This window comes from Glutamicibacter sp. NPDC055354, assembly GCF_053644955.1.
In genome coordinates this window covers 222,161-237,184 of sequence record NZ_JBSHMB010000003.1, presented here as the reverse complement: position 1 = coordinate 237,184, position 15,024 = coordinate 222,161, and the positions used below count along the sequence as shown (strand labels likewise).

Annotated in this window: 17 protein-coding genes and 1 riboswitch; of the genes, 10 read left to right on the top strand and 7 right to left on the bottom strand. The window is 58.8% G+C overall.

Features of this window, described 5'->3' with window-relative positions:
• Nucleotides 1-7 precede the first annotated feature (7 nt).
• From ACWICV_RS14365 to ACWICV_RS14350, 4 genes are all read right to left on the bottom strand, one after another.
• Nucleotides 8-598: a dihydrofolate reductase family protein gene (locus ACWICV_RS14365; protein WP_402472000.1), complete on the bottom strand. Its 591-nt coding sequence runs from the start codon at nucleotides 596-598 to the stop codon at nucleotides 8-10.
• Between the two features lie 271 nt (nucleotides 599-869).
• Nucleotides 870-1,148, bottom strand: coding sequence for a hypothetical protein (locus ACWICV_RS14360; protein WP_454091176.1), 279 nt, complete (start codon nucleotides 1,146-1,148; stop codon nucleotides 870-872).
• Between the two features lie 326 nt (nucleotides 1,149-1,474).
• A complete protein-coding gene (locus tag ACWICV_RS14355) occupies nucleotides 1,475-1,891 on the bottom strand; it encodes a PaaI family thioesterase (protein ID WP_454091177.1) in 417 nt (138 codons plus the stop codon).
• 15 nt (nucleotides 1,892-1,906) lie between these two features.
• Entirely contained in the window at nucleotides 1,907-3,514 is a 1,608-nt protein-coding gene (locus tag ACWICV_RS14350) for a long-chain-fatty-acid--CoA ligase (protein ID WP_400289743.1), read from the bottom strand.
• Nucleotides 3,515-3,890: 376 nt separating this feature from the next.
• Nucleotides 3,891-4,007, top strand: a riboswitch (SAM riboswitch).
• A 94-nt stretch (nucleotides 4,008-4,101) separates the two neighbouring features.
• On the opposite strand from ACWICV_RS14350, the gene ACWICV_RS14345 reads away from it, so the two are divergent.
• The 6 genes from ACWICV_RS14345 to ACWICV_RS14320 all read left to right on the top strand — a co-directional run bounded on the left by ACWICV_RS14345 (nucleotide 4,102) and on the right by ACWICV_RS14320 (nucleotide 9,585).
• Nucleotides 4,102-4,602 (top strand): flavin reductase family protein, encoded by a 501-nt coding sequence (locus ACWICV_RS14345; RefSeq protein WP_105656581.1) that lies wholly within the window; start codon nucleotides 4,102-4,104, stop codon nucleotides 4,600-4,602.
• A 1,068-nt stretch (nucleotides 4,603-5,670) separates the two neighbouring features.
• On the top strand, nucleotides 5,671-7,026 hold the full coding sequence (gene dnaB, locus ACWICV_RS14340) for a replicative DNA helicase (RefSeq protein ID WP_105656572.1): 1,356 nt from the start codon (nucleotides 5,671-5,673) through the stop codon (nucleotides 7,024-7,026).
• Nucleotides 7,027-7,087: 61 nt separating this feature from the next.
• Nucleotides 7,088-7,825: a ZIP family metal transporter gene (locus tag ACWICV_RS14335; RefSeq protein WP_332731080.1), complete on the top strand. Its 738-nt coding sequence runs from the start codon at nucleotides 7,088-7,090 to the stop codon at nucleotides 7,823-7,825.
• Nucleotides 7,826-8,130: 305 nt separating this feature from the next.
• Nucleotides 8,131-8,499, top strand: a complete 369-nt coding sequence (locus tag ACWICV_RS14330; RefSeq protein WP_454091178.1) for a type II toxin-antitoxin system RelE/ParE family toxin — start codon at nucleotides 8,131-8,133, stop codon at nucleotides 8,497-8,499.
• A gap of 149 nt (nucleotides 8,500-8,648) precedes the next feature.
• Nucleotides 8,649-9,101, top strand: coding sequence for a helix-turn-helix domain-containing protein (locus ACWICV_RS14325; protein WP_454091179.1), 453 nt, complete (start codon nucleotides 8,649-8,651; stop codon nucleotides 9,099-9,101).
• Nucleotides 9,102-9,141: 40 nt separating this feature from the next.
• Nucleotides 9,142-9,585 carry a hypothetical protein gene (locus ACWICV_RS14320; RefSeq protein ID WP_454091180.1) on the top strand — a complete coding sequence of 148 codons (444 nt, stop codon included), beginning with the start codon at nucleotides 9,142-9,144 and terminating at the stop codon, nucleotides 9,583-9,585.
• Nucleotides 9,586-9,708: 123 nt separating this feature from the next.
• Here the strand turns inward: ACWICV_RS14320 and ACWICV_RS14315 are convergent, their stop codons facing one another.
• Nucleotides 9,709-11,022: a recombinase family protein gene (locus ACWICV_RS14315; RefSeq protein WP_454091181.1), complete on the bottom strand. Its 1,314-nt coding sequence runs from the start codon at nucleotides 11,020-11,022 to the stop codon at nucleotides 9,709-9,711.
• Nucleotides 11,023-11,060: 38 nt separating this feature from the next.
• Between ACWICV_RS14315 and ACWICV_RS14310 the strand changes: the two genes are divergently transcribed.
• Both ACWICV_RS14310 and ACWICV_RS14305 read left to right on the top strand, forming a co-directional pair.
• Nucleotides 11,061-12,443: an MFS transporter gene (locus ACWICV_RS14310; protein WP_454091182.1), complete on the top strand. Its 1,383-nt coding sequence runs from the start codon at nucleotides 11,061-11,063 to the stop codon at nucleotides 12,441-12,443.
• A 13-nt stretch (nucleotides 12,444-12,456) separates the two neighbouring features.
• Nucleotides 12,457-12,645: a helix-hairpin-helix domain-containing protein gene (locus ACWICV_RS14305; RefSeq protein WP_105656632.1), complete on the top strand. Its 189-nt coding sequence runs from the start codon at nucleotides 12,457-12,459 to the stop codon at nucleotides 12,643-12,645.
• Nucleotides 12,646-12,655: 10 nt separating this feature from the next.
• On the opposite strand, the gene ACWICV_RS14300 is transcribed toward ACWICV_RS14305, so the two are convergent.
• The gene (locus ACWICV_RS14300) at nucleotides 12,656-12,988 is read right to left on the bottom strand and encodes a GNAT family N-acetyltransferase (RefSeq protein WP_105662222.1); all 333 of its coding nucleotides are present in this window, start codon (nucleotides 12,986-12,988) and stop codon (nucleotides 12,656-12,658) included.
• Nucleotides 12,989-13,005: 17 nt separating this feature from the next.
• On the bottom strand, nucleotides 13,006-14,007 hold the full coding sequence (locus tag ACWICV_RS14295) for a pirin family protein (protein WP_454091183.1): 1,002 nt from the start codon (nucleotides 14,005-14,007) through the stop codon (nucleotides 13,006-13,008).
• Between the two features lie 169 nt (nucleotides 14,008-14,176).
• Here ACWICV_RS14295 and ACWICV_RS14290 point away from each other — a divergent pair, with 169 nt between their 5' ends.
• Complete coding sequence (locus ACWICV_RS14290) at nucleotides 14,177-14,638, top strand: MarR family winged helix-turn-helix transcriptional regulator (RefSeq protein ID WP_359189154.1); 462 nt, start codon at nucleotides 14,177-14,179, stop codon at nucleotides 14,636-14,638.
• A gap of 86 nt (nucleotides 14,639-14,724) precedes the next feature.
• Entirely contained in the window at nucleotides 14,725-14,982 is a 258-nt protein-coding gene (locus ACWICV_RS14285) for a hypothetical protein (protein WP_431493127.1), read from the top strand.
• The last annotated feature ends 42 nt before the right edge of the window (nucleotides 14,983-15,024 follow it).

The following is a 15,024-nucleotide window of genomic DNA, read 5'->3' as shown; positions in this document are numbered from 1 at the left end:
CGAGCTGCTATCCATGCGCTGGTTGATGGCGCGTCGGGCGATAAGTCAGTTCCTGGATCCGTCCGTCCAGCAGCTTGGACTCGACAAGTTCCAGATCGTAGTCATCGACCCCGCCAAGTACCGGGGCAGAACCGCTATGCCCGGTCAGTACCGGGAAGATGGTCACCTGGATGAAGTCCACAAGACCTGCCGCCAGCAGGGAATGGTTCATCGCTAAGCAGCCGTGGGAGCGCAGCGGCACATCTGAAGTTTCCTTGAGCTGTGCGACGACTTCCAGTGCATCAGCTCGCTCCAGCGTGGTGTTTGGCCAGGACAGCGGCTCTTCCAGGGTGGTGGAGATGACGGTGGCGGGCTTGTCGTGCAGGGCCACACCCCACGCGTCTTCAACCTCGGGATTCGCCTCGATTTCTGCCCAGAAGCGGCTGAAGAGACGGAAGGTGTTGGCTCCGAAAACCATGCGGCAAGCCGGAGTGTAGAGCGCGAGGCGGTGGGCTAACAGCTCTGGCCCCTGTTTTCCCCAGTAGCCGCCCCAATCGCCGGCGGCGCTGCCGAAGCCATCGAGGCTGCTGAACACATCGAAGGTATAGGTCGCACTCATGGCGAATCTCCTGGAGCTTGAGCGTTAGATGCCACCTACCGTACGCCCGTGCTCGCGGTGTGAAAACCAGCTAGGCCGGATTCTCAGGCAAATCCATATTCTGGATATGCAACTGGCCGCTTCGTCCTTCTGAGGATGCGGTGTTTCACGTGCTCGGTATGGTGCCTCTCGCAGGACTCGCAAGTTCGCTTAGAGTGCATCTAGGGTCCCTGCTCCGAGTAGTCTTGACACATACCAAGATACTTGGAATCCGAAAATATCGAGGAGACCTCTATGGTCCTTGAACGAGGGTGACTCCGAGCGCTAATAGTTGCACGGCCAGTACGCCAAGAGCTACGGATATGAGCCCCCATCCATAGCTTTTCTTCGCTGTGGCGATAATGCCACCAGCTAAGCCAAATGCGCTAGGTAGGAAAAACATCCACAACGGCTTTGCCTCCCCTGAGCCGTTCCAATCAACTAGGGCCAGGGCCGATGCAAGCGCCAGTCCCATCATCACCCAAGTCCATAGGGGACATTTGCCGATGAGTTTCTTGGAGGAGACGTTCATTTGCGCAACTTCTTTCTTTGCTTGAGAGGACTACTTCAGTGGATTGCAGAAACATTATGTGAAGTAGAAGCTCACTGAACTGGACCGCCAACAGCCCAAGGGTATCCCTGCCGCTGCCTTCACTATTTGCAAACCCAGCGCACTAGTAGCTGGTTTGGCACATGGAGTCTTGGCTTGCGCTGAGCTGAATTGATTTAACAACTTGCCCATTTCCAGAGCATGAGAATCCGTGCCGTCGGCACGGGCCTTCTTCATGTCGAAGTAGACCTGCCCATGTCGAGTTGCCGTGCAAGCCACGTAGTCGAATCCCATCCGGCATGAGGGTCTTATTTCTCAGGCAAATCCACATTCTGGGTGCGCAACTGGCCGCGGGATAGCTGCTTGCCGGTGGATTCATCGGTGATGATGACCTCCCAGAGCTGCTGGGTGCGCCCTTGGAATAGCGCGGTGGCGATCACCTGGACCCGTGCTCCGGTGGAAGGGCGCAGGAAGTCGGTGGCGTTGTGCACGCCGACTGCGAATTGCCCGCGTTCGGCCACCGCGTAGCTGGCGCCCACCGATCCTGCGCTCTCGATGATCGAGGTGTACACGCCGCCATGGACTACGCCCCAGGGGGTGTGGTGGTTCTCGTCCAACTGCGCGTGGCCGCGTACTTCAGTGGCTGTGATTTCATCGAATTCCAGTCCGATGCTTTCGCTGAAAAGGCTGGACTTGTTGGGAATCCGTGGTGCTGAGTTATCCAATTGGTGATCCTCGGGCTAGTTCGGTGTGCTGGCTTCTAGCGCCTGGGCGCGCAGGACATTCTTCTGCACCTTACCAGTGGAGGTGCGCGGCAGATCCTGCGGGAAGACGATGGTGCGCGGCACCTTGAAACCGGCCAGCTTTTCGCGGGCGAATTCAATCAGCGTTTGCGCGTCCAGGGAGGATCCGCTGGCGCGGATGACATATGCCACCGGACGCTCGCCCCATTTCTCGTCCGCTATGCCGATGACGGCCAGGTCCAGCACCTCGGGGTGCGAGGCCAGCGCCTGCTCCACCTCGATGGTGGAGATGTTCTCGCCGCCGGAAATGATGATGTCCTTGGCCCGGTCGCGCACCTGGATGTAGCCATCCGGGTGCATGACACCCAGATCGCCGGTGTGGAACCAGCCGCCATGGAAAGCTTGGGTAGTGGCCGCTTCATCGCGGTAGTAGCCGATCATGACGTTATTGCCGCGCAGCACGATTTCGCCCATGGTCTGTCCATCCGCCGGGACATCGTTCATGTTCTCGTCAACAATGCGTGCGGACTCGGCGGTAATCATGCCAACGCCTTGGCGGGCGAGCTTCGCGGCCCGGTCCGGGCCATCGAGGGCATCCCACTCATCCTGGTACTCGCACACCGTGTACGGTCCGTATACCTCGGTGAGGCCATATACATGGACTACCTCGATGCCCAGCTTCTGCAGCTTGGAGATGATTGCCGGGGACGGGGGAGCTCCTGCGGTGGTGATGCGCAGTGGCGCATCGAGCTGGTGGGCGCGGGTGGAGTCGGCGATGATGGAGCAGACGGTCGGAGCGCCGCACAAGTGGGTGGTTCCAAGATTCTCGATGGCATCCCAAACGGAATCTTCGCGCACGCCGCGCAGACACAGGTGGGTTCCTCCCGCCGCGGTGACGGCCCATGGAGTGCACCAGCCGTTGCAGTGGAACATCGGCAGGGTCCACAAGTAGCGGGTCTTGGCGGTGAAGCCCTGGTGGTGCGCTTCGCCCAACGAGTTCAGGTAGCTGCCGCGGTGCGAGTAGAGCACACCCTTCGGCTTGCCGGTGGTGCCCGACGTGTAATTGAGAGTGATCGGAGCCCGCTCATCGGCGATGGCGTAGGGAAGTCTTTCATCCGAGGCTTGTGCGATTAGCTCGTCCAAGGTGGCGTCCACGGGCACGTCCGGACGTTCTCCGGCGTACTGGTCATCGGTGATCTCGATGAGCGCCTCCAGCGTTGGGTTCTCGCGGCGCAGGGTCTTCGTGTTCTCCAACAGCTCTGTGTCGGCAAGCATCAGCTTGGCAGCAGAATGATCAATGATGTATTGCAGCTCGTGGGCCGAAAGTCGGGTGTTCAGGGCAACGAGGACTGCGCCTGACAGCGGTACGGCGTAATGCGCCATGAGCATTTCGGGAGTATTCGGTGCCAGCACGGCCACGCGGTCGCCCGGCTCAATGCGAGCCTTCAGCGCCTGGGCAAAGCGGTGCACCCGTGCTTCGAAATCTTCATAGGAGAAGCTGCGAGTTCCATGGATGACGGCGGTCTTCTTCGGATAGGCCTCGGCTGTGCGTTCCAAGAAACGCAGTGGGGTCAATTCTGAATGGTTTGCCTGAATCTCTACCATGGTGTGGCTATTCCTCAATCGTCATCGATGGTTACGGAGAACAATAAGCAGGAGTGTGACTCAATGCACTCCATGACCAATAGTGGCATGAACCTCAGCGTCATGCCGGGAAACCAAGTTTCATTACGGTGGGCGGTAGGGAATTCGCGCCAGGGCCCCGAGCCCAGGGGAGACGTTAGTGTTCTGCCGAATCAAGAGCGGCGGAAGCCTGCTGCGATCATGGGGCCGAGGCGTTCAAGAAGCGCGGCGTATGGCGAATAAAAGACTGCCCAAGGACTTCTGGCGGGGCCTTGGATCGAATATTGCGTCGAATATTGCGATTTGCGAAGTGAAATGTTTGACGGCTGTTCGTCATGAGCCATATCGTTTTAAACAGAATCAAGAGCATCAGCTATAAGCCCTGGCTTGCTGATCGGCAACCCTCTCAACGGTAGTGGGGTGCTCCAGGTGAGGATTCGGTTCCACACAAAATGTGCTGGAACAAGTACCGCACACGGCGCGGAACTTCAGCCCAAGCGGCTTCGAGTAACGAGAAGCCAATGCTTGCAGGCTACTGCGCGGTGGGCAAGACCCAAAGGAATCGAGCCATGTCATTGAATCTTGAACTTGACCCGTTGACCCTGCGCAAGGTTTTCGCTCAGCATCCATCAGGGGTAGCCGCCCTCTGTGCAGAACTGGATGGCGTGAAGACGGGAATTGTCGCTTCATCGTTTACCGTGGGAGTTTCCCTCGAACCTGCACTGGTGATGTTCGCCGTGCAGAAGTCCTCGAACACTTGGCCAAAGCTGCGCGAAGCTGGCCGCATTGGCGTCTCAGTGCTGAGCGAACGCAATGATGGTGTCTGCGCTCAGATTGCCTCGAAAAATGGCGACCGGTTCCGCGGAATCGATACCTATTCCTCGGATCAGGGCGCGCTCTTCGTCAACGACTCAACGTTGTGGCTGGAGACTTCGATCTACAACGAGGTCGAAGCGGGGGATCACTGGGTAGTCCTGATGGAAGTCCACGGGCACCGCACCTCCGAGCACTCGCCACAGATCTTCCATGATTCGCGGTTCCATTCGCTGCCGATTCCTGAGCTCGTATAAGCGCTTCGCATCTTCCAAAGCTCCGGCCAGATCAAATCATCGATCTGGCCGGAGCTTTTTGAATTCCGGTTAGGCGGGTTGAGCCGTTCCCCGCAGCCCTCGACACCGGCAATGCCCGTTCTCTCTCGCCACCCTGAAGACGTGGCAAGATGGCTGGCAATCTCATGGCCTGCCATCTTGGGCCAGCTGCCCCAGGCATTTGGCGATGACCTCGTCATCAAAGTATCTGTCGCGAGAAACCTTGAACTCGCCATATCCGCCACCCGCCTGGGCTGTCGAACAGAACCGCGCAGGTAGCTCATGGATCCTCGCTGCACGCTGGACCAGAGTGGCAGCGAATTGCCGGCAACCCTCGGATGGGGTTTCCGAGCCATGCAAAGGCTGCGCATCACAAATGAAACCGGCGCTTTATGGGGTCTTCACTGGCGCGCGTCGCGGACGCGAAGTGGCGAGAGTGCGCCGGCAGCCCAGTCGCTGATCCAGGTTCGCCCGCCGAGTCGTTGCACACATTAAGTTATCCACCGCCCCCGAACGCAGAAACCCTGGCCGATTGTGGACTACTGGAAGATCCGGCCTTGCTGGCGAATTTAATCCACGGTGACTTAGGGTTTTGTAAATTCACCAGTATCCACAAGGTTATCCACAAAACTGTGGACAAGACATGGGCAAATGTGTGCAAAGGGTGAAAAACCCTGGGAACTGGGCGATTAAGGGTGTTGATAGCCTTGGGCCGGTTGGCGTGAGCTTCAATGAATTAAGTTTCTGTCCACAGGTGTGCGAATACAAACAACCAAGTCAACAGATACTAATGATACGTAGAGTGGGGTAATCCACAGAGTTCTCCCCAGACTGTGAACAGGGAACTCCACAGGTAGAGGAGTGTTATCCACATATTCTGTGGATAATGAGGTTTACGCCTGTTAATAACAGCCCTAGTGTTGGGTTCGGGAGAGAAATATCCACAGGCGCCTGACATCCAAATGTCCGTATCGACTGACACGATGAAGCGTTGCCATGAGGCAAGGATAATTTTTCCCAGCGGGTCAATAGGGGATGGAAGTGTCTGCAATGAGTGCTGAGCCGGTTTACGAAGGACGAGATTCCGACGCAGGGCGCAAGCCGCCACAGGATATCGAGGCCGAGATGTCGGTCCTCGGTGGCATGATGCTCTCCAAGGACGCCATTGCTGACGTCGTTGAATCCATTCGCGGCACCGACTTCTACCGTCCCTCCCACGAATCAATTTACGAGGCGATTGTCGACCTCTACGGTCGTGGCGAACCAGCCGATGCGGTCACCGTAGCCGACTTGCTGACCAAGCGCGGCGAGATCTCGCGCATTGGTGGCGCCGCCTACCTTCACAATCTCATCCAGCAGGTTCCAACTGCAGCCAACGCCGGGTACTACGCAGAAATCGTGCGCGAACGCGCCGTGCTGCGCCGATTGGTTGACGCCGGAACGCGTATTGTCCAGATGGGCTACTCTCCAGATGGTGAAGTTGATGCGATCGTCAACGAAGCCCAGGCAGAGGTCTACAAGGTGGCCGAGAACCGCAGCAGTGAAGACTACGTGCGCCTTTCGGACATCATCGAAGACACCGTTGATGAAATCGAGAACGCGGCCAACGCGGGCGATGGCATTACCGGTGTGCCCACCGGATTCTATGAATTCGACGAGCTGACCCAGGGCCTGAAGGGCGGCCAGATGATCATCATCGCCGCCCGTCCTGCGGTGGGCAAGTCAACCTTCGCGCTGGACTTCGCCCGTTCTGCTGCCATCAAGCACAATATGGCCACCGTGTTCTTCTCCTTGGAAATGGGCCGCAATGAAATTGCGATGCGCCTGCTCTCGGCCGAAGCATCCATCCAGCTCCAGGATCTGCGCAAGGGCTCGGTGGAAGACGCACAGTGGACCAAGATCGCCACGACCATGGGCCGGCTGAACGAAGCCCCGTTGTTCATTGATGATTCGCCGAACATGTCCATGATGGAAATCCGTGCCAAGTGCCGTCGCCTCAAGCAGCGCAATGAGCTGCGCATGATCATCCTGGACTACCTGCAGCTGATGAGCTCGGGCAAGCGTGTGGAATCGCGCCAGCAGGAAGTTTCCGAGTTCTCGCGTAACCTCAAGCTGCTCGCCAAGGAACTCGACGTTCCGTTGATTGCGCTGTCGCAGCTGAACCGTGGTTCCGAGCAGCGTACCGACAAGAAGCCAATGGTTTCGGACCTGCGCGAATCGGGCTCGATTGAGCAGGACGCCGACATGGTGATTTTGCTGCACCGTGATGACGTCTACGACAAGGAAAACCGTCCGGGCGAAGCTGACGTGATTATCGCGAAGCACCGTGCCGGTCCGACCAAGACCATCACCGTGGCCTTCCAGGGCCACTACTCGCGCTTCAATAACATGTCCACCGAGGGTTAGTCCCAGTCAGAACTCATATGGCACCTACTAAGCCAGCGAATTGCTGGCTATAGTGGGTGCCATGTTCGCTTCGATGCAGGCTTTGCTGTGGGGCACTGTGGCCGGCTCGGCCCTGCTGCTGGGATCTGGCGCGGCCTGGTGGCTGAAGATCCCCAAGGTCTGGGTCAGCGCCATCATGGCCTTCGGTGCCGGGGTCCTGGTCAGCGCACTGGCCTTCGAGCTGGTGCTCGAAGCCTATGAAACCGGCGGCCTCGTTGCGACGCTGGGCGGCGTGATCGTGGGCGCTGCCTTGTATTTCGGCGCGAACCGGCTGCTGGCCTGGAGAACCTCAAAGCGGCAGGCGCAGCGCGCAGGAGAGCAGGAGTCATCGGGAACCGCGCTCGCGGTCGGTGCACTCATCGACGGCATTCCCGAGTCCGTGGCCCTTGGACTTTCCGTGGTCGCCACCGCGAGCATTAATCCGGCGATGCTCATCGCCATATTCATCTCCAATGTCCCCGAGGGGCTGGCGAGTACCGCACAGATGAAAGCGTCCGGGCGCAAGGGGTCCTCGATCGTTTTGCTCTGGGGATCGATAGCCATTTCCTGCGGCATCGCTGCCTTCCTCGGAGCGCTGCTGCTGGAATCCATGCCCGGTGAAGTGCTGGCCTTCGCCACCGCGGTCGCTGCCGGAGGCATCTTGACGATGATCGCCGACACCATGATTCCGGAAGCCTACAAGGTGGAGCACGACTACACCGGGTTGCTGGTGACCTCGGGCTTCCTGGCGGCCTTCAGCCTGCACGTGATCGGCGGCTAGGGGAAACCTGAGATCATGGATGCATGCCCCTGAACCGCAGCAGCCAATCAGCCGAGCGCGCCGAGTCCACGATCTATGCTCCGCAGTATCTTGCCACCACCCTTGGCATGTTCGTGCTCGTCTTCCTGGTCGCCTTCGAATCCATGGCCGTGACCACTGTGACAAGTGTGCGAGTGAGATTCGTATGGAGCTTCAAGGACGTGCCCAATGCTTCTCGAGGATTATTACTTGTGCACCAAAAGTTCACTTTCCAACGAGCCGAAGGTAGATTTATTCATAGCGTGTATTAAAGACTTGGAGGGCGCGTGGAGGTAGTCAGGTATCACCGACAATGGCGATGGTATTCGCCTAAACAGGGGTATCCCGTTTCGCGCCGGGAATTCGATGACCTGGTAGATCACGGACGTGCTGCACTCATCTCGGTCATGCGGCGATACGAGCATAATGAGCACCGACAACGGCATCTGACCAACCTTGGCAACGGGCTCCTTGAATTACGCACTAACGTGGGAAACGATGAATTCAGGCTTCTCTTTTTTCACGACACCCCTGTCCATGTAATAGCTTTGCTTCCTTTCTACAAGAACACTCAAAAGCTGCCACTCAAGGAACGGCGATTAGCTGAACAGCGCATGAATGAGTGGGTAGCTAACGGCAAAAAAGGTAGCGCCTAGCATAACTGGTGATTTTTGTCATCATGTTACGATCGATGGCTCACAAGGGGTTGCGTTCGCTTTTTTTTGCGCTAGATTAGCAATATCGGTTGCAACCGTTATTCGCTATAACGACCAACCTGAATGCATAGCACATTGGAGACCAAAAAATGAGCACCCATGAATCTCACATTGACGACCTCCGCGTTAACTTCGAAGAGCTCCTCTCGGATCCTAAGGTCGCAGAAGCCGTAGAAGATGCCGATATTCGCGAAGACTTGATTGACGCTCTTATTGCACTTCGCAAGTCGGCAGACATTCGCCAGAAGGATGTCGCTAAGCACATGCAGTGCACTCAGTCGACGATCTCTGATTTCGAGAACGGAACTTCCGATCCGCATCTCTCTACCCTTCAGCGTTATGCTCGCGCAATAGGGCATAAGTTGACCATCGAAGTCGAAAAATGCGAGGGCTCGGTGCGTAAAGCATATGCAGAACCGTATGTCAGCGTTTCTCCTGTGAAATCACAGCGCGCCATGATCGATGAAGTGCTCAGCAAGGATTTTGTGAAGAGCTACGCCGAGCACGAATCCCGTAAATCGGATTTCGCCACTGCCGCATAGTTTCCCTGATCAGCTTTGATGTGTCAGGAAGGGATTGCATATGAATGATATGAGACAGACAGCACTGCGATTGGCCGGGCAGGCCGACTTGCTTGATATCCGAATGGTGGAGTCGTCATTTCGCCACATCGAATTTCCCGGAGAAGGGCAAATCACCTACCACCTGCACATTAGTCCAGGGGCGCAGCTCAGCGAGTCTGAACAAAGACTGGTGACTTCAGCTGACTTCAATCTGGACATCGGTCAAGACGTAGATGGCGAAACGAATGAGATTGCCAGCATCAAATTTAAGTTGGCAGGCTTATACGCACTCACCGAGAGCAGTGACTTCACAGAGGAAGAAGTGACAGCGTTCGCTGAAACTACCGGAGTTTTTGCGTTGTACCCCTACGCAAGGGAGTATGTTCAAGATGTGACTGGTCGACTCGGACTTCCTCCACTTACGCTTGGTCTGTACAAGATTCCAACCGGTAAGGAACTCTGACGCTATTTTTCCTGATGGACATGTCAGGATCTAAATCTGTAAGTCCAAGTTTAAAATCGACCCCATGCGATATGCGCATGGGGTCGTTTTTTTGCCGGGTAATCGCCGGTACGCAACGAAACATCAGGCAACGTCCCATTTAGCATTAATCTCAACATCGAGCTTAGGACGTTGCGCGGTGTAGACAATCTTCCCGATCAGCCTGGATAGCAGTTCGCGCTGCGCGTGGAGGGGCATGTTGGACCAGTCCCGGATGAGGTCTGCAGTGGCCTGGTCTTCGTTCGTACGAACCGCGGCGCTCAGATCTTCAAGGCGTTCGGTGAGCCTGCTTTTCTCCGCGTCTAGGTCTGCCAGCAGTCGTTGGTAAACATCATCCGGCACTAGGCCATCCAGCATCTTGCTTGTGAGTACATCGCGCTTGTCGTCTAACTTGATCAGCGCTTGCCCTATGCCCGGTGTAGGGTCGGTGGGTTTGGCTGTGGTCGGTTGTTGGTTGGCCAGGTCGCTGATTTCTTGGGCGAGGGTTTCTAGCCAGGGGAGTAGGTGCTCCATGATGCGGGATTCTTTGACGTATCCGCCTTTGTGCAGCTGGTAGTAGGACGCTTGCTTGCAGGCGTAGGTGACTGCCCCGCGTGGCCCGGTCTTGGGCTTTGGGCGGCCGCCGTAGGCTTTGCTGCCGCAGATCCCGCAGTAGATGAATCCGGTGAGCAGGTATTCGGTGTTTTCGGCGCGGGAGCGTTTGACGCGGTCGCGGCGCCGGGATTGGTATTCCTGCCACATTCCCTCGGTGATGAGCGGTTCATGGATGCCCTGGTGAACCTGCCCGCCGTATCGGAAGCGCCCTGAAGCGAATGGGTTGTCGAGGATCCCCATGATGGTTTCGGCGGACCAGGTCTCGGCGGTGACGCTGCTGTATCCGTGATTGGGTTTGATGCCGGTGACGTTGAGGTAGGAGACGAGGTCGCGCTGTGAGTGTCCGGCGAGGAACATACGGTAGAGCTCGACCAGGGCGGGACCTTCCTCCGGGTGGGGCGTAAATCCGTTCTCCCGGGTGTATTCGTACCCGAAGCGCTTCCGCCCGTTCGCGGGCTTGCCCTGCGCTACACGGCGGCGCTGGGCCTCTTTCCAGGTATCTCCGATGCGTTCGGACTCGAAGGCTGCGAACTCGGCGAGCATGCCTCGGGCGAACCTGCCGGTCGAGGTAGTGACGTCTACCTGTTCGGAGGTTGGTTCGATGCAGCCGCCGGCGGATTCCACCCTGTCCAGGGTCACCGTCCAGTCTTTACGGGCGCGGGATAGGCGCGACCACTTCCATAGCACGACCACGTCGGCCTGGCCGTTCTCGATGCAGGCCGTGATGCGCTGCACTGCCGGGCGGTTCCATGTGTGGCCGCTGATGCCGGGGTCGGCTCCACTTCCACGGCCTTCAGCCTGCACGTGATCGGCGGCTAGGGGAAACCTGAGATCATGGATGCATGCCCCTGAACCGCAGCAGCCAATCAGCCGAGCGCGCCGAGTCCACGATCTATGCTCCGCAGTATCTTGCCACCACCCTTGGCATGTTCGTGCTCGTCTTCCTGGTCGCTTTCGAATCCATGGCCGTGACCACGGTAATGCCACTGGTCAGCGAGCTGCTGGAGGGCGAACGCTACTTCGCCCTGGCCTTTGCCGCGCCGATCGCCAGCGGGATGCTGGGGATGGTTGCCGCCGGAGAAGTCACCGACCGGTGGGGGCCCAAGCACCCGCTGTCCATCGCCGTGGCCGTTTTCTGCATTGGGCTGCTGATCTGCGGTTCAGCCGAGAACATGCAGGTCCTGATTGCCGGGCGCATCTTGCAGGGAATTGGCGGTGGCGCGATCACCGTCGCCATCTACGTGCTCATTGCCCGCGCGTATCCTGCGCATCTGCATTCCAAGATCTTCGCCCTGTTCGCTACCGCCTGGGTGGTCCCGGCGATGATCGGCCCCTGGCTGGCCGGCTTGATGGCCGTGCACCTCGGTTGGCGCTGGGTGTTCTCCGGCGTGGCGGTGCTGGTGGTTCTCGCGTTCTGCGGGATCGTGCCGGCGTTGAAGTCGCTGAGCTCCCAGCGCAATCCGGACCTGGGGCCGATTTCCAAGAAGCGGCTGATGCTGGCCGGGCTGACTGGACTGGCTGTCATCTGCATGAACTTGCTCGGCAATGCGCAGGGCAGCTGGTCCCTTCTGGGACTGGTCTTGGCATTGGCGGTAGCCCTTGCAGCAATTCGCCCGTTGCTGCCCAAGGGCACGTTCAGCTTGGCCAAGGGGCTGCCGTCCACCATCATGACCCGCATCTTCGTGGCCGGGGCCTTCTTCGGCGTGGAAGTCTATCTGCCGTACCTGCTGCGCGAGGATTACCAGCTGGGTCCCGACCGGGCGGGCCTGATCCTGACAGCTTCGGCATTGTGCTGGTCGGTGGGTTCATGGCTTCAAGGAAAGCTGGGGGATAAGGTGGAATCCTCCACCTGCATCACCGTGGGTGCGATCGCCGGCAGCGTAGCGATTTCAACCGCATTGGCCACCGCGATCTTCCATCCGCCGGTCCTCGTGCTGGTCTGCGGATGGGCCGTGGGCGGCTTCGGCATGGGGATGATCTTCCCGCGGCAAAACGTGAACATGCTGGCCCTGTCTGCCAAGGATGAACAGGGATTCAACTCATCGGCAATGACCGTGGCCGACTCCCTGGGCAACGCCGGAACCACCGCCATCGGTGGCGTCATCTTCGCGATGGCCGCCACCGGGATGGAGTTCATCTCGGTCTTCAGCTTCAGCCTCTTGCTGATTCTGGTCCTGATCGCGATCTCGCCGCGCACCAAACCTGTTGCGCAGCCAGCAGCCTGACTACGCTGGGATCATGGACACAGAGCTTCCCAAGACGAGCAACCCCGCCGCCAGGGCTTTCGAGCAGGCCGGCATCACCAGTCTCGAGCAGGCGGGGCAGGCCGGCACCGCGGCGCTGCTCGCGCTGCACGGCGTCGGCCCGAAAGCCATCCGCATCCTCCGCGACGAGCTGGCCGCACGCGGCCTCAAGATGAACCCCTGAGATCTCGGGTTTAGCCGCGCGGCAGGATGCCCAGGTGGTCCTTGTCCGGTTCCACGATATGCTGCGCATACTCGGTGTGCTTGGCAACGTAGGCCTTCACGTACGGGCAGACCGGAACGATCCTGGCACCGCTGGCGATGGTGTTCTCCAGCGCGAATTTCACCATGACGCTGGCTAGGCCCTGTCCGCCGTATTCCTCATCCACGGTGGTGTGGAAGAAGATCCGCTCGACGCCTTGGGCCCCATCAAAATCGCGGTAGTGCGCCGCTCCGATGATCTTGCCGTCATCGTCGAGGGCGAAGCGCTGGCGCTCGGGCAGGAATACTGGTTTGATGTCGCTCATTGGGAGTTCCTTACTGGTTAGGCGGGGTTCACGCGCGGGCGCAGGCGAACGGTGGGAAGTGCTGGAGCCGGCAAGGCTGCCGGAGTATTAGGCGGGAACGGCCCGAAGCGATCCTCGGAGGCATCCCCGGGCTCGGCCCCGATCTCGGCCTGCCATTGCGCGCGGAACGCGAGGACTTCCTCATGGGTGCGGCCTACGAAGTTCCACCACATCAGGATGTCTTCCTTCAGCGGTTCACCGCCGATGAGAAGTGCCAGAACCGGCTGGTCGCCGGACTTCAGGCGCAGGGTCTTGCATCCCGCACGCACGAACCCGAGATCGCGAGGAGCGAGTTCATGGCCGTTGACTTCAAGATTGCCGGAGTCCAGGAGGATCCCGTGCTCATGGTGCCCGGGGACAACCACCTCGATCTCGGTGTTCGGTTCAAGGCGCAGTTCGGCGCCACCGAGCTCGGTGTGCGTCTTCACCGGGGAGGTGGACGACTTGCCCGACACCCCGTAGGTGCCAAGGAAGACCGACAGCGACCAGCCGGGAGCGGTGAGCGCTTCCGGGCGGTAGTTCTCAAAAGTATGTTCCATATCCCGTGCATGATCGGGCAGGGCAGTCCATAGCTGGGCGCCATGAAGGATGGTGGTGTCCTCGGTGAGGATCTCCGAATGGCTGATTCCGTGCCCGGCGGTCATCAGATTGACCTCGCCGGGGCGCACGGTCGCCTTGAACCCGGCCGAATCCATATGGTTGATCTCGCCGGTGAAGAGCCAAGAGACAGTCTGCAGTCCGGTGTGCGGGTGACGAGGCACGTTCATCCCGCCGGTGACTTCGACGTCGTCAGGACCGTAATGGTCCAGGAAGCACCAAGCGCCGATCAGGCTGCGCTGCTTTTGCGGCAGTGTCCGGAAGACGGTCATTGCCCGCGGGCCGCCCAAGGGCACTTCGCGTGGTTCCAGGATTTCAACCTCTGCCTGGGAACGCATTGCACTGCAGTCGATCTCCTCAGGCCGGTGCTCAAGATTGCTCATATGCCAAGGCTATTCACTGTGGCCCGCTTTGACTACTTGCGCCACCGATTCGAACGCAACTGGAATTGGCGCCTCAACCCGGGGCAGCTTTCGGCCCGGGCACGGGGTTCTCGACCGCGGTACGATCAATACAGTGGTATTAGGCATCTTTCAAGGAGCTTGCGACAACGTGGACAGTGCTATTCTTCGCGACGAAGATCTTCTCAAGCTGGAAAAGCAGGTGTGCTTCGGCCTGGCCGTAGCCTCGCGCTCGGTGATCTCGGCATACAAGCCCGTGCTGGATCCGCTGGGGCTGACGCATCCCCAGTACCTGGTGATGCTGGCCTTATGGGACTTGGGGCCGATCAGCGCCCGTGCCCTCAGCGGGCATCTGCACCTGGATCCGGGAACGCTTTCACCATTGGTCAAACGGCTCGAAACTGCCGGTTTGGTGGCAAAGACGAAGAACCCGGATGATGAGCGGGCCGTCATCATTCGGCCCACCGAGAAGGGCGCCGCGCTGCGTAGTGAAGCGGTGAAGGTGCCGCGCGAAATGATGGCCCGGCTTGCCCTGACTGACAAGGACGTGCTGGAGCTGCGCAGCATCCTGGACCGCATGATTGCTGCAGGTTCGAACGCTCCGAAGAGCTAGAATCCCATTTAGTTGGTGCACCAACTAATGACGTATGATGTAAGCGCCAGTACTCGCAATCCCAATGACCGAAGAGGACGACGATCATGGATGAATCACCCCTGCCGATCATTTCCGATACCACCGGACTAAGCGTCAGCTACCGCATATTCTGGCGTCTGAAGTACCTGGGACTGTCGATCTTCGGTCCGGCCGAGCGCCGTGTCCTCGCCAGCCCTCGCGAACGCATCAAATGGGACCGCGCAATGAAGGTCATGCGCGCCCATGAAGCTGCCGGAACCTTGCCGGATGAACAAACGCTGTACACCGTGAGCCGCATGGAGCCTCGCCGTCCGCAGGGGTAGCCGCCCCCGCATGCGAAGCTGGTGGCGGGCCACGATAATATT

What these genes read in the sequence shown, in the direction of transcription:
- ACWICV_RS14365 (WP_402472000.1), bottom strand. Translation starts at nt 598, where the DNA reads ATGAGTGCGACCTATACCTTCGATGTGTTCAGCAGCCTCGATGGCTTC.
- ACWICV_RS14360 (WP_454091176.1), bottom strand. Translation starts at nt 1,148, where the DNA reads ATGAACGTCTCCTCCAAGAAACTCATCGGCAAATGTCCCCTATGGACT.
- ACWICV_RS14350 (WP_400289743.1), bottom strand. Translation starts at nt 3,514, where the DNA reads ATGGTAGAGATTCAGGCAAACCATTCAGAATTGACCCCACTGCGTTTC.
- ACWICV_RS14345 (WP_105656581.1), top strand. Translation starts at nt 4,102, where the DNA reads ATGTCATTGAATCTTGAACTTGACCCGTTGACCCTGCGCAAGGTTTTC.
- dnaB (WP_105656572.1), top strand. Translation starts at nt 5,671, where the DNA reads ATGAGTGCTGAGCCGGTTTACGAAGGACGAGATTCCGACGCAGGGCGC.
- ACWICV_RS14335 (WP_332731080.1), top strand. Translation starts at nt 7,088, where the DNA reads ATGTTCGCTTCGATGCAGGCTTTGCTGTGGGGCACTGTGGCCGGCTCG.
- ACWICV_RS14325 (WP_454091179.1), top strand. Translation starts at nt 8,649, where the DNA reads ATGAGCACCCATGAATCTCACATTGACGACCTCCGCGTTAACTTCGAA.
- ACWICV_RS14320 (WP_454091180.1), top strand. Translation starts at nt 9,142, where the DNA reads ATGAATGATATGAGACAGACAGCACTGCGATTGGCCGGGCAGGCCGAC.
- ACWICV_RS14310 (WP_454091182.1), top strand. Translation starts at nt 11,061, where the DNA reads ATGCCCCTGAACCGCAGCAGCCAATCAGCCGAGCGCGCCGAGTCCACG.
- ACWICV_RS14305 (WP_105656632.1), top strand. Translation starts at nt 12,457, where the DNA reads ATGGACACAGAGCTTCCCAAGACGAGCAACCCCGCCGCCAGGGCTTTC.
- ACWICV_RS14300 (WP_105662222.1), bottom strand. Translation starts at nt 12,988, where the DNA reads ATGAGCGACATCAAACCAGTATTCCTGCCCGAGCGCCAGCGCTTCGCC.
- ACWICV_RS14295 (WP_454091183.1), bottom strand. Translation starts at nt 14,007, where the DNA reads ATGAGCAATCTTGAGCACCGGCCTGAGGAGATCGACTGCAGTGCAATG.
- ACWICV_RS14285 (WP_431493127.1), top strand. Translation starts at nt 14,725, where the DNA reads ATGGATGAATCACCCCTGCCGATCATTTCCGATACCACCGGACTAAGC.